The following is a 12,187-nucleotide window of genomic DNA, read 5'->3' on the forward strand; positions in this document are numbered from 1 at the left end:
GCTGGTCGGGTGTTTGAATCCCTGTCTGACCGGTTGACGGGTGCCCTGGCGGGACTGCGCGGCAAGGGCCGACTGACCGACGCCGACATCGACGCCACCACCCGCGAAATCCGGCTCGCTCTGCTGGAGGCCGACGTCTCGCTGCCCGTGGTGCGGGCATTCGTCAACCGGATCAAGGAGCGCGCCCGCGGGGCCGAGGTGTCCGGTGCCCTGAACCCGGCGCAACAGGTCGTCAAGATCGTCGACGACGAACTCGTCGGCATCCTCGGCGGCCAGACCCGCCAGCTGGCCTACGCCAAGACCCCGCCGACGGTCGTGATGCTCGCCGGCCTGCAGGGCTCCGGCAAGACGACGCTGGCCGGCAAGCTCGCGGCATGGCTGCGCGGCCAGGGGCACACGCCGCTGCTGGTGGCCTGCGACCTGCAGCGCCCGGCCGCGGTGAACCAGCTCCAAGTCGTCGGCCAGCGGGCCGGGGTACCGGTGTTCGCGCCGCATCCCGGCGCCGGATCGCCGGATCCCGACGCCGGCCCGCCGGACCCCGTCGCCGTCGCGGCCGCCGGGCTCGCCGAGGCCCGCGCCAAGCACTTCGACGTCGTCATCGTCGACACCGCCGGACGGTTGGGCATCGACGACGAGCTGATGGCCCAGGCCGCGGCCATCCGTTCTGCCGTCGACCCCGACGAGGTGCTGTTCGTCCTGGACGCGATGGTCGGGCAGGACGCCGTCACCACCGCCGAGGCGTTCCGCGAGGGTGTCGGCTTCACCGGCGTGGTGCTGACCAAGCTCGACGGCGACGCCCGCGGTGGCGCCGCGCTGTCGGTCCGCGAGGTGACCGGGGTGCCGATCCTGTTCGCCTCCACCGGGGAGAAGCTCGAGGACTTCGACGTCTTCCACCCCGACCGGATGGCCAGCCGCATCCTGGGCATGGGCGACGTGCTGAGCCTGATCGAACAGGCCGAGCAGGTCTTCGACGCCGAGCAGGCCGAGGCGGCCGCCGCCAAGATCGGCACCGGCGAGCTGACCCTCGAGGACTTCCTGGAACAGATGCTGGCCATCCGCAAGATGGGCCCGATCGGCAACCTGCTGGGCATGCTGCCGGGCGCCGGCCAGATGAAGGACGCCCTGGCGGCCGTCGACGACAGGCAACTCGACCGGCTGCAGGCCATCATCCGCGGGATGACGCCGCAGGAGCGCGCGGACCCGAAGATCATCAACGCGTCGCGGCGGCTGCGCATCGCCAACGGCTCGGGGGTGACGGTCGCCGAGGTCAACCAGCTGGTCGACCGCTTCTTCGAGGCCCGCAAGATGATGTCGTCGATGCTCGGCGGCATGGGCATCCCCGGCATGGGCCGCAAGTCTGCGACGCGAAAGAGCAAGCAAGCCAAGGGCAAGGCCGGCAAGAAGGGCAAGAAGGGCGCGCGCGGCCCCACGCCGCCCAAGGCGAAGAGCCCGTTCGGGGCGGGCATGCCGGGAATGCCGGGCATGCCGGCGGGATTTCCGGATCTGTCGCAGATGCCCGACGGCCTCAACGAGCTCCCGCCCGGACTGGCCGATTTCGACCTGTCCAAGCTGAAGTTCCCGGGCAACCCAGGAAGAAAGTAGCCGCAGCGTGCGCATGCGGGTGCGAGGCCGGGGACTGCCCGACGAGGCCGGGGTCGAACTGTGGGTCGTCGACGGCCGCATCAGCATCGAACCGGCCGCCGGGGCCGACACCGTTTTCGACGGCGGCTGGATCCTGCCGGGCCTGGTGGACGCGCACTGCCACGTCGGGCTCGGCAAGCACGGCGAGATCGAACTCGGCGAGGCGATCGCCCAGGCCGAGACCGAACGCGACGCCGGGGCGCTGCTGTTGCGCGACTGCGGCTCGCCGACCGACACCCGCAGCCTCGACGACCGCGCCGACCTGCCCCGCATCATCCGGGCCGGCAGGCACCTGGCCCGGCCCAAGCGTTATATCGCCGGCTTCGCCGTGGAACTCGAGGACGAGTCGCAGCTGCCGGCGGCAGTGGCCGCGGAGGCCGCCCGCGGCGACGGCTGGATCAAGCTGGTCGGCGACTGGATCGACCGCGGCGTCGGCGACCTCGCGCCGCTGTGGTCCGAGGACGTGCTCGCGGCCGCGATCGGCGCCGCGCACGAGCACGGCGCCCGCGTCACCGCCCACGTCTTCAGCGAGGACGCGCTGCCGGGCCTGATCAACGCCGGCATCGACTGCATCGAGCACGGCACCGGCCTCACCGACGACAACATCGCCCTGATGCTCGAGCACGGCACGGCGCTGGTGCCCACGCTGATCAACCTCGAGAACTTTCCCGGGATCGCCGACGCCGCGGCGCGGTATCCGACCTACGCCGCGCACATGCGCGACCTGTATGCCCGCGGCTACGAGCGGATCGCCGCGGCGCGCGAGGCGGGGGTGCCGGTGTATGCCGGCACCGACGCGGGCAGCATGGTCGCCCACGGCCGGATCGGCGACGAGGTCGAGGCCCTCACGCGCATCGGCATGAGCCCGACCGCGGCGCTGGGCGCGGCGTGCTGGGACGCCCGCCGCTGGCTGGGCAGGCCCGGCCTCGAGCACGGGGCGCCGGCCGACCTGCTGTGCTACTCGCGCGACCCCCGGCGTGGGCCAGACGTGCTCGCCTCGCCGGACCTTGTGATACTGCGCGGCAACGCGTTTCGTGCGGGGGTTGCCGCCGGGGCCGGGCGCGCGTCGCGTCCGGCGAGGGAATAGGATCTGAAGATGGCGTTGCCCAGCGGCGCGACATTCGCCGGATACATCGTGGCTCGGAGGCTGGGCTCGGGAGCGACCGGCACGGTGTATCTGGCCCAGGATCCGCGATCGTCGCGCTGGCAGGCGCTCAAGGTGTTGTCGCCGGCGCTGTCGGGCGACGGCGAACTCGGCCGCCGGTTTCACGCCGAGACCCCGATCGCCGCAAGCCTCTATCACCCGCACATCGTGCGGGTGAACGATCGCGGCGAGTTCGAGGGACAGCTGTGGGTCGCCATGGACTACGTCGACGGCGTCAACGCCGCGCAGCTGATGGCCGGCCGGTTTCCCGCGGTCTCGCCGGTCGGCGAGGCGCTCGCGGTGGTCAACGCCCTCGCCGAGGCGCTCGACTACGCGCACCAGCGCGGCCTGCTGCACCGCAACGTCAAGCCGGCCAACGTCTTCCTGACCGGCCGGGACGAGGGCGAGCCCCGAATCCTGTTGTCCGACTTCGGGGTCGCCGCGCCTGCCGGGACGACGGCCTACGCGTCGCCCGAGCAGTCGACGGGCTCCGACATCGACGGGCGCGCCGACCAGTACGCGCTGGCGGCCACCGCGTTTCACCTGCTGACCGGCGCGCCGCTGGCGGCGGGCTCGCCGCCGCGGCTCAGCGAGCAGCGCCCGGAGCTGGCCCGCCTCGACGAGGTGTTCGCCAGGGCACTCGCCCCGCGGGCAGCCGACCGGTTCGCGCGGTGCGCCGACTTCGCCGACGCGGCCAACGCGCACGCGGGCCTCGCCCCCGGCGAACGCGGCCCGGAAGCGGTCCTGGTCGCCGACTACCCCGCCTACGCCTGGCCCGAGTCCGACGACGCACACGGCGGCGCGCGCCCGGCGGCAGGGGCGTGGGGAGGGCGACCGGCCGGTCCCCCCGGCGCGGACGCACCGGCCGCCCCGCCCGCGCGTCCGTCGCGGGCGGTGCCGGCCAGGCGCGGGTTACGCAAGGCCGCTCTGCGGGTCGTGGCGGTGGCGCTGGTCGCGGGGCTGGTCGCGCTGGGTCTCGTGATCGGGCGCAGGACCCAACCGGCCCCGGGTCAGGGCGCCGGCCGCACACCGCCCCCGTCGGCCGCGGCCGGCGGGACCCGTAGCGCCGCGCCGCCCGCCGCCCCGGTCCCGCTGGACGGCACGTACAGCCTCGACGTCGAACGCACGAAGCAGACGTACAACTACGCCGCCGACCCGCAACCCCCGGACGTGACCACCTGGTGGGCATTCCGCTCGTCGTGCGCGCCGCAGTCCTGCACCGCGGCCGCCACCCGGCTCGACGACACCGGCCACCTGCGCGAGGTGTCGCCCGGTGCGCCGCTGTTCCTGGCGTACGGGGACGGTCGATGGCAGTCCTCCCCGGTCGACATCCGGTTCCCGTGCATCGGATCGGACGGATTGCGCCAGAAGCAGACCGCGACGCTGGTGCTGATGCTGCAACCGCGGGCGCGCGGCGACTTCGCCGGGGAAGAGACCCTCACCGTGCAGACCAACGAGTGCGGCCAGCGCTCGGCGGTCATCCGCATCCCCGCGGTGGCCAGCCCGCACGGCGGGGTGCCGCCGGGGGTGACGGTGCCGGACCCGACCGCCGGTCCGGCCGGTCCCGAAGGGGTGGCGCCGGCGCCCGTCGGGCCGGGCGCGGTGCCGTCGGGCACGCCCCACCCCTGAACCGGCCCGTCCCCGACGCGCGCGGCGGATCCCAAGCGGGCCGCCGAAAAGATTGTGAGTGCTTGCTATCTATGTTAGGTTCGGTGGCACCTGACGAACCTTGGAGGCACCCGGTGACCTACGACGTGATCATCCGCGACGGCTTGTGGTTCGACGGCACCGGCAGCCCGCCGCGAACCCGCACGCTCGGGATTCGCGACGGGCTGGTGGTCGCCGTGGCCGGCCCCGCCGACGGCCCGCTGGACGAGACCGGCTGCCCCGAGGTGATCGACGCGGCGGGCAAGTGGGTCGTGCCCGGCTTCATCGACGTGCACACCCACTACGACGCCGAGGTGCTGCTGGACCCCGGCCTGCCCGAGTCGGTGCGCCACGGTGTGACCACGGTGTTGCTGGGCAACTGCTCGTTGTCGACGGTGTACGCCGACTCCGAGGACGCCGCCGACCTGTTCAGCCGCGTCGAGGCGGTGCCGCGCGAGTACGTCCACGGCGCCCTGGCGTCCCGCCGGACCTGGTCGACGGCCGCCGAATACGTCGAGGCGATCGACGCCCTGCCGCTCGGGCCCAACGTCGGCTCCCTGCTCGGGCATTCGGACCTGCGGGCCGCGGTGCTCGGACTCGACCGCGCCACCGACGCTGCCGCGCAGCCCACCGCGGCCGAACTCGAGAAGATGGCGGCGTTGCTCGACGACGCGCTGGACGCCGGAATGCTCGGCATGTCGGGGATGGACGCCGCGATAGACAAGCTCGACGGCGACCGGTTCCGGTCGCGCGCGCTGCCGTCGACCTTCGCGACCTGGCGGGAACGGCGCAAGCTGATCGACGTGCTGCGCCGGCGCGGGCGGATGCTGCAGAGCGCCCCCGACATCAAAAATCCGGCGTCGGGGCTGCTGTTCTTCCTGGCGAGCAGCCGGATCTTCGGCCGCGGCAGGGGAGTCCGGATGAGCATGCTGGTGTCGGCCGACGCCAAGTCGATGCCGCTGGCCGCGTACACCTTCGGTCTGGGCACCCGGATACTGAACAAGCTCCTGGGCTCCGACGTGCGGTTCCAGCATCTGCCGGTCCCGTTCGAGCTGTACTCCGACGGCATCGACCTGCCGGTGTTCGAGGAGTTCGGCGCCGGCACCGCGGCCCTGCACCTGCGCGACCAGTTGCAGCGCAACGAACTGCTGGCCGACCAGTCCTATCGCCGCCGGTTCCGGCGCGAGTTCGACCGGCGCAAGCTCGGGCCGTCGTTGTGGCACCGCGACTTCCACGACGCGGTGATCGTCGGGTGCCCCGACCGCTCGTTGATCGGCAAGAGCTTCGGGGCCATCGCCGACGAACGCGGGCTGCATCCGCTCGATGCCTTCCTCGACGTGCTCGTCGACAACGGCGAGCGCAACGTCCGGTGGACCACCACCGTCGCCAACCACCGGCCCCGGCAGCTCGACAAGCTCGCCGCCGAGCCCAGCCTGCACATGGGCTTCTCCGACGCCGGCGCACACCTGCGCAACATGGCCTTCTACAACTTCGCCCTGCGCCTGCTCAAGCGCACCCGGGACGCCGAACGCGCGGGCGCGCCGTTCCTGTCCGTCCAGGGCGCGGTGCACCGCCTGACCGGCGAGCTGGCGGACTGGTTCGGCATCGACGCCGGCACGCTGCGCGAAGGCGACCGCGCCGACTTCGTGGTGATCGATCCCGCCGGCCTGGACGAGTCGGTCGACGCCTACCACGAGGAGGCGGTGCCCCACTACGGCGGCCTGCGGCGCATGGTCAACCGCAACGACGGCGCCGTGGTCGCGACGGGCGTCGGCGGCGCCGTCGTCTTCCGGGCGGGCCGGTTCAGGGACGGCTACGGCCGGACGGTCAGGTCGGGGCGCTACCTGCGGGCGGGCGCGCGCCGCGGGTCCCCGGCAGTGAGCGCCTGACATGGCCCGCACCCAGCAGCAGCGCCGCGAGGAGACCGTCGCGCGACTCCTCGAGGCGAGCATCGACACGATCGTCGAGGTGGGCTACGCGCGTGCCTCGGCGGCGGTGATCACCAAACGCGCCGGGGTGTCGGTCGGGGCCCTGTTCCGCCACTTCGAGACGATGGGCGACTTCATGGCCGCCACGGCGTCCGAGGTGCTGCGCCGCCAGCTGGAAACCTTCACCAAGCGCGTCGCCGAAATCCCCGCCGACCGGCCCGCGCTGGAAGCGGCGCTGACGATCCTGCGGGACGTCACCGCCAGCCCCACCAACGCAGTGCTCTACGAGCTGTTGGTCGCCGCGCGTACCGACGAAAAGCTCAGGGAGACGCTGCAACACGAGCTCGGCCAGTACCGGGCCAAGATTCACGACGCCGCCCGGGCACTGCCCGGCGCCGAGAGCTTCCCGCAGGATACGTTCCCGGTCGTGGTGGCGCTGATGACCAACGTGTTCGACGGGGCCACCGTGGTCGAGGGGGTGCTGCCGCAGCCGGACATCGCGGAGCGCCGGGTCGCGGTGCTCGCGGCCCTGCTCACCGCGGCGCTGCCGGGCGCAGGCTGACCCGCGCGAGCAGACGCGGAATCGCACGAAAGCGTGCGATCTGATGCGATTCTGCGTCTGCTCGCGGGGCTAAAGCTAAAGCGAGCCGATGCCCGTCTCCGGGTTCAGCGCGAAACCCCAGTCCAGCAGGTTGGCGGCCTGATCCCAGTACGTCGGTCCGCCCTCGTGGACCAGCCCGTACATCATGGCGATGACCAGCCGTCGCCCGCCGCGCGCGGCCGCCCCGACGAACGTCTTGCGGGCCGCGTTGGTGAAGCCCGTCTTGCCGCCGATCGCCCCGGGATAGCGCTGCAGCAGCTCGTCGCGGTTGGTGATGAGGCGCTCGCCACCATCGCCCGGGCCGCCGGGGAACATCGCCGACGGCTCGGCGGTGATCTGCGCGAACACCGGGTTGGCCAGGGCGGCGCGGAAGATGACGGCCAGGTCGTGCGCGGTCGTCGCGCCGGACCCGCCGGGCCCGTCCAGGCCGGACGGCGTCGACGCGTGCGTGCTCGTCGCCCCCAGGGACGCGGCCTTGGCGTTCATCGCCGCGACGGTGGCGTCGGCGCCGCCCATCAGGTGCGCCAGCGTGTTGGCCGCATCGTTGCCCGACACCAGCAGGATGGCGTCCAGCAGTTGGCGCGCGGTGTAGGTGCGGCCCGGTTCGATGCCCACACAGCTGCATTCGACGTCGGCGTCGGCGGCGTCGGCGACCACGGTCGAGTCCAGGCTCACCTGGTCGAGCGCCACCAGTGCCAACAGCACCTTGATGGTGCTGGCGGGTGGGTGCTGCACGTCCTGGTCGCGGCCGGCGAGCACCTCACCGCTGTCGAGGTCCGCCACGATCCACGTCTGGGCCGGGCCGTCGGGGATCGGCACCGAGCCGACCGGCTGCATGTCGTCGGCGCGGGCCGCCGGGGCGCCGACCGCGCCGACCCCGCCGGCACCGACGGTGAGCGCCGCGGCGAGTGCGGCGATGAGCTTCCGCATGGCCGCAGAGTCTAACTTCCGGCTCGTCGGGCGCCCGCGTTCAGTACTGTGCGATGCATGCTGAGCCTGGCCGAAATCTCCGACCGCCTCGAGATCCAACAGCTTCTGGTGGACTACTCCACCGCCATCGACAACCGGCGCTTCGACGACCTGGACCGGGTCTTCACCCCCGACGCCTACATCGACTACCGGGCGCTGGGCGGCATCGACGGCCGCTTCCCCGAGGTGAAGAAGTGGCTCTCGGAGGTGCTGCCGAACTTCCCGGTGTACGCGCACATGCTCGGCAACTTCTCGGTCCGCATCGACGGTGACACCGCGTCGTCGCGGGTGATCTGCTTCAACCCGATGGTGCTGGGCGGCGAGAGCGACCAGGTGCTGTTCTGCGGGCTCTGGTACGACGACGAGTTCGCCCGCACCCCCGACGGCTGGCGGATGACCCGCCGGGTCGAGACGAAGGTCTTCCAGAAAGTGATGTGAGCCGGTCAGGCGGATTTCCGGTGGCGGCTCCCGCTCTGGCACAATGGGCGGCTGTCCCTCGTGCGACCCACCCCGGCCGGGTGCTCGGGCGCGGGTCACACACGCGAGGCAAAACCGGATCCGGGCATCCCGCCCCGATCGCCGAATTGCAGCGTGACACACACAGGAGCGCGTAACACATGGCTGTCAAGATCAAGCTCACCCGGCTTGGCAAGATCCGCAACCCCCAGTACCGCATCGCCGTCGCCGACGCCCGCACGCGGCGCGACGGCCGTTCGATCGAGGTCATCGGCCGCTACCACCCCAAGGAGGAGCCGAGCCTGATCGAGGTCGACTCCGAGCGCGCCCAGTACTGGCTGTCCGTGGGCGCCCAGCCCACCGAACCGGTCCTCAAGCTGCTGAAGATCACCGGCGACTGGCAGAAGTTCAAGGGCCTCCCGGGCGCCGAGGGCACCCTGAAGGTCAAGCCGCCCAAGCCCAGCAAGCTCGAGCTGTTCAACGCCGCGCTGGCCGAGGCCGAGGGCGGCCCGACCACCGAGGCCGCCAAGCCGAAGAAGAAGGCCCCCGCCAAGAAGGCGGGCAAAGCCGAGGCCGCCGGAGAGAAACCGGCCGAAGCCGCCGCAGAGACGCCTGCCGAGGCGCCCGCCGAGGGTGACCAGCCCGAGCCGGCCCAGCCCGCCGCGGAAAGCTGACCGGCGTGGGCACTGTCGTCGTCGACGCTGTCGAGCACCTGGTCCGCGGGATCGTCGACAACCCCGACGACGTCCGGGTGGACATGGTGACCAGCCGGCGCGGACGCACCGTAGAGGTCCACGTCCACCCCGACGACCTGGGCAAGGTGATCGGTCGCGGCGGCCGCACCGCGACCGCGCTGCGCACGCTGGTCGCCGGCATCGGCGGGCGGGGCATCCGCGTCGACGTCGTGGACACCGACCAGTAGCACCGCGCATGGAACTCCCTTGGAGTTGACCGTCGGGCGCGTGGTCAAGGCGCACGGCATCGGCGGCGAGGTGGTCGTCGAGGTCCGCACCGACGACCCCGCCGCCCGGTTCGCCCCGGGCACCGCGCTGCGCGCCAGAGACGCCCGCGGCAGCGGGCCGGACCGCAGCTACGTCGTCGACAGCGCGCGCGAGCACGGCGGGCGCCTGCTGGTCCGGCTGGCCGGGGTCGGCGACCGCGACGCCGCCGACGCGCTGCGGGGGACCCTGTTCGTCGTCGACTCCGCCGACCTGCCGCCGATCGACCCGATCGACGAGCCGGACACCTACTACGACCATCAGCTCGAGGGCCTGCGCGTGCGCACGACGACGGGCGCCGACGTCGGCGTCGTCGTCGAGGTGCTGCACACCGCGGCCGGTGAGTTGCTGTCGGTGCGTCCGCAGCCCGCCGACGGTGCGGGCGGGGAGGTGCTGGTGCCGTTCGTCGGCGCGATCGTCACGTCGGTGTCGCTGCCGGACGGCGTCGTCGAGATCGATCCGCCCGAAGGTCTTCTGGATCTGGCATGAGAATCGACGTCGTCACGATCTTCCCGGCGTACCTGGACCCGCTGCGGCAGTCGTTGCCGGGCAAGGCGATCGAGTCCGGTGTGGTGGACCTGCGCGTACACGACCTGCGGCGCTGGACGCACGACGTGCACCGCTCGGTCGACGACGCGCCCTACGGCGGGGGTCCCGGGATGGTGATGCGGGCGCCGGTGTGGGGCGAGGCGCTGGACGAGATCTGTTCCGGCGAGACGCTGTTGGTCGTCCCCACCCCCGCGGGTGCGCTGTTCACCCAGGCCACGGCCCAGCGCTGGAGCGCCGAGGCGCACCTGGTGTTCGCGTGCGGCCGCTACGAGGGCATCGACCAGCGGGTCGTCGAGGACGCCGCCCGCCGGATGCGGGTCGCGGAGGTCTCGATCGGCGACTACGTGCTGCCGGGCGGGGAGTCGGCGGCGGTCGTGATCATCGAGGCGGTGCTGCGGCTGCTGGCCGGCGTCCTGGGCAACCCAGCCTCGCACCGCGACGACTCGCACTCGCCCGGGCTGGACCGGCTGCTGGAAGGCCCCAGCTACACCCGCCCGCCCAGCTGGCGGGGACTCGACGTCCCCGAGGTGCTGCTGTCCGGGGACCACGCCCGGGTCGCCGCCTGGCGCCGGGAGGTCTCCCTGCGCCGGACCCGGGAACGCCGCCCGGACCTGTGCCCGCCGGGGGACAAGGCCGGACCCTAGTCGAGCGCGGGGCCGATCCGGCCGTCGGGGAACATCGTCCTGACCGCCCGGGTGATCGTCTCGCGGGCGGTCACGTCGTCGGAGGGCTGCAGCGACTGCACCACCATGATGTAGCGGTGGTCGGCGCCGACCAGCCCGGTCGACAGGTGCATCCAGTCGGCGCCGATGCAGCACATCCAGCCCTGCTTGACCGCGACCGGTTCGGCGTAGAGGCCGTCGGGGATGCCGAACCGTTGCGGGTAGCCGTCGACGCCGTTGGGCGTGGAGCGGTCCAGGTCGTCGACGATCATCTTCGCCCGTTCGGCGGGCAGCCCGCCGGAGCCGTCGAGCAGCTTCTGGTAGTAGCGGATCAGGTCGGTCACCGAGCTGATCGTGTTCCACCAGCGGCCGTCGGGCGGCGGCGTGGTCGAGCCCAGTCCGTACCGGGCCGCCACCTCGGTGATGATGGCGTTGCCGCCGTCCTGACCCCAGAACCGCTCGGCCGCCCCGTCGTCGGAGGACTGCAACATCAGGTCCACGGCCTGGCGGTCGTCGGGCGTCAGCGCGGTCCTGCCCGAGGCCTCCTGCAACAGCAGGTCGTCGGCGATGAACAGCTTGGCCACCGACGCCGTTCCGGGGATCTGGCCGTTGCCGTTGGAGACGAGGCGGTTGGTGGCGCGGTCCAGGACCGCGACCGACAGCGTGGCGCCCGCGGCGGCGGCCTCGTCGGTCGCCTGCTGCACCCGCGCCTGCAGCAGGCCGAACTCGACGGTGGGCAGCGCCCGCTCGAGCGGGCGCGGCGCGCCGGCCCCCTCGAACAGATCGGCCAGATGCTGCGGCGACGGGGGCGCCACCGGGTTGGACGCGGGGGCGAGCGGGGCGTCGTACACCTTCGCCTGCACCTGGGTGCGCAGCTGGGTCAGGCAGGCCGTCGCGATCACCAACGTCGCGGCCGCGAGGGCGGCCGGCAGCGTCAGGGATCGTCGTCGCATGCCGTCATATCTACCACTGACCTGCGCGGTTGGCTTGCCGCACGGCGCGGTGATCCCCTGTGATTTTCACTGCATGGCAGGTGTCTGGCACAATTGACCAGTTGTCTCCAGCGGTCGCCGGCCGGCCGGGTCGCTTCCCGCGCCTGCTGCGAGACGAATTGGAACGCTCGAACCCATCGGCTCGGTGCCCGCCTCGCGCCCGCGTGCGGGCAGCCGTGAGCCGCGACTGCAAGGAAGTGTCTTTTCGCATGAACAGGCTGGACTTCGTCGACCAGGCGTCGCAACGCGACGACATCCCGGCCTTCGGTCCGGGCGACACCATCAACGTGCACGTCAAGGTCATCGAAGGCGCAAAGGAGCGCATCCAGGTGTTCAAGGGCGTGGTCATCCGCCGGCAGGGCGGGGGCGTCAGCGAGACCTTCACCGTGCGCAAGGAGAGCTACGGCGTCGGCGTCGAGCGGACGTTTCCGGTGCATTCCCCGAACATCGACCACATCGAGGTGGTGACCCGTGGCGATGTCCGCCGCGCCAAGCTGTACTACCTGCGTGAGCTCCGTGGCAAGAAGGCCAAGATCAAGGAGAAGCGCTGACGCGGCGCCGGCCCGGCGCTTCACCAGGGCGCAAATCGGGCTGGCTACG

General features: G+C 72.2%; 13 protein-coding genes. 11 read left to right on the forward strand and 2 right to left on the reverse strand.

Annotation, left to right across the window (positions count from 1 at the left end; all coding sequences use genetic code 11):
- Positions 1-9: 9 nt before the first annotated feature.
- The 5 genes from ffh (at position 10) to ACJ512_RS09075 (ending at position 6,922) form a co-directional block, all read left to right on the forward strand.
- Entirely contained in the window at positions 10-1,602 is a 1,593-nt protein-coding gene (gene ffh, locus ACJ512_RS09055; protein WP_407689113.1) for a signal recognition particle protein, read from the forward strand.
- A 13-nt stretch (positions 1,603-1,615) separates the two neighbouring features.
- Positions 1,616-2,728 (forward strand): metal-dependent hydrolase family protein, encoded by a 1,113-nt coding sequence (locus tag ACJ512_RS09060; protein WP_407689117.1) that lies wholly within the window; start codon positions 1,616-1,618, stop codon positions 2,726-2,728.
- Between the two features lie 9 nt (positions 2,729-2,737).
- A complete protein-coding gene (locus tag ACJ512_RS09065) occupies positions 2,738-4,414 on the forward strand; it encodes a serine/threonine-protein kinase (RefSeq protein ID WP_461480032.1) in 1,677 nt (558 codons plus the stop codon).
- Positions 4,415-4,485: 71 nt separating this feature from the next.
- Positions 4,486-6,321, forward strand: a complete 1,836-nt coding sequence (locus tag ACJ512_RS09070; protein ID WP_407688537.1) for an N-acyl-D-amino-acid deacylase family protein — start codon at positions 4,486-4,488, stop codon at positions 6,319-6,321.
- 1 nt (position 6,322) lies between these two features.
- Complete coding sequence (locus ACJ512_RS09075; protein ID WP_407688536.1) at positions 6,323-6,922, forward strand: TetR/AcrR family transcriptional regulator; 600 nt, start codon at positions 6,323-6,325, stop codon at positions 6,920-6,922.
- A 75-nt stretch (positions 6,923-6,997) separates the two neighbouring features.
- Here ACJ512_RS09075 and ACJ512_RS09080 read toward each other — a convergent pair whose 3' ends face one another.
- Positions 6,998-7,891, reverse strand: coding sequence for a D-alanyl-D-alanine carboxypeptidase family protein (locus ACJ512_RS09080; protein WP_407688535.1), 894 nt, complete (start codon positions 7,889-7,891; stop codon positions 6,998-7,000).
- Between the two features lie 57 nt (positions 7,892-7,948).
- Here ACJ512_RS09080 and ACJ512_RS09085 point away from each other — a divergent pair, with 57 nt between their 5' ends.
- The 5 genes from ACJ512_RS09085 to trmD all read left to right on the forward strand — a co-directional run bounded on the left by ACJ512_RS09085 (position 7,949) and on the right by trmD (position 10,577).
- Positions 7,949-8,368 (forward strand): nuclear transport factor 2 family protein, encoded by a 420-nt coding sequence (locus tag ACJ512_RS09085; protein WP_407688534.1) that lies wholly within the window; start codon positions 7,949-7,951, stop codon positions 8,366-8,368.
- Positions 8,369-8,547: 179 nt separating this feature from the next.
- A complete protein-coding gene (rpsP, locus tag ACJ512_RS09090; protein ID WP_407688533.1) occupies positions 8,548-9,060 on the forward strand; it encodes a 30S ribosomal protein S16 in 513 nt (170 codons plus the stop codon).
- Between the two features lie 5 nt (positions 9,061-9,065).
- On the forward strand, positions 9,066-9,308 hold the full coding sequence (locus tag ACJ512_RS09095) for an RNA-binding protein (RefSeq protein ID WP_369739544.1): 243 nt from the start codon (positions 9,066-9,068) through the stop codon (positions 9,306-9,308).
- A 19-nt stretch (positions 9,309-9,327) separates the two neighbouring features.
- Positions 9,328-9,873 carry a ribosome maturation factor RimM gene (gene rimM, locus ACJ512_RS09100; RefSeq protein ID WP_407688532.1) on the forward strand — a complete coding sequence of 182 codons (546 nt, stop codon included), beginning with the start codon at positions 9,328-9,330 and terminating at the stop codon, positions 9,871-9,873.
- Entirely contained in the window at positions 9,870-10,577 is a 708-nt protein-coding gene (gene trmD / locus ACJ512_RS09105) for a tRNA (guanosine(37)-N1)-methyltransferase TrmD (RefSeq protein ID WP_407688531.1), read from the forward strand. The genes rimM and trmD overlap by 4 nt, the downstream gene beginning before the upstream one ends.
- Here trmD and ACJ512_RS09110 read toward each other — a convergent pair.
- Positions 10,574-11,548, reverse strand: a complete 975-nt coding sequence (locus tag ACJ512_RS09110) for a serine hydrolase (protein WP_407688530.1) — start codon at positions 11,546-11,548, stop codon at positions 10,574-10,576. The genes trmD and ACJ512_RS09110 overlap by 4 nt on opposite strands.
- A 248-nt stretch (positions 11,549-11,796) precedes the next feature.
- On the opposite strand from ACJ512_RS09110, the gene rplS reads away from it, so the two are divergent.
- Positions 11,797-12,138, forward strand: a complete 342-nt coding sequence (gene rplS / locus ACJ512_RS09115; protein ID WP_407688529.1) for a 50S ribosomal protein L19 — start codon at positions 11,797-11,799, stop codon at positions 12,136-12,138.
- Positions 12,139-12,187 lie beyond the last annotated feature (49 nt).

Origin of the sequence: Mycobacterium cajalii, assembly GCF_045809005.2 — a bacterium.
Taxonomy (GTDB): domain Bacteria; phylum Actinomycetota; class Actinomycetes; order Mycobacteriales; family Mycobacteriaceae; genus Mycobacterium.

What these genes read in the sequence shown, in the direction of transcription:
- ACJ512_RS09060 (WP_407689117.1), top strand. Translation starts at nt 1,616, where the DNA reads ATGCGGGTGCGAGGCCGGGGACTGCCCGACGAGGCCGGGGTCGAACTG.
- ACJ512_RS09065 (WP_461480032.1), top strand. Translation starts at nt 2,738, where the DNA reads ATGGCGTTGCCCAGCGGCGCGACATTCGCCGGATACATCGTGGCTCGG.
- ACJ512_RS09070 (WP_407688537.1), top strand. Translation starts at nt 4,486, where the DNA reads ATGTTAGGTTCGGTGGCACCTGACGAACCTTGGAGGCACCCGGTGACC.
- ACJ512_RS09075 (WP_407688536.1), top strand. Translation starts at nt 6,323, where the DNA reads ATGGCCCGCACCCAGCAGCAGCGCCGCGAGGAGACCGTCGCGCGACTC.
- ACJ512_RS09080 (WP_407688535.1), bottom strand. Translation starts at nt 7,891, where the DNA reads ATGCGGAAGCTCATCGCCGCACTCGCCGCGGCGCTCACCGTCGGTGCC.
- ACJ512_RS09085 (WP_407688534.1), top strand. Translation starts at nt 7,949, where the DNA reads ATGCTGAGCCTGGCCGAAATCTCCGACCGCCTCGAGATCCAACAGCTT.
- rpsP (WP_407688533.1), top strand. Translation starts at nt 8,548, where the DNA reads ATGGCTGTCAAGATCAAGCTCACCCGGCTTGGCAAGATCCGCAACCCC.
- trmD (WP_407688531.1), top strand. Translation starts at nt 9,870, where the DNA reads ATGAGAATCGACGTCGTCACGATCTTCCCGGCGTACCTGGACCCGCTG.
- ACJ512_RS09110 (WP_407688530.1), bottom strand. Translation starts at nt 11,548, where the DNA reads ATGCGACGACGATCCCTGACGCTGCCGGCCGCCCTCGCGGCCGCGACG.
- rplS (WP_407688529.1), top strand. Translation starts at nt 11,797, where the DNA reads ATGAACAGGCTGGACTTCGTCGACCAGGCGTCGCAACGCGACGACATC.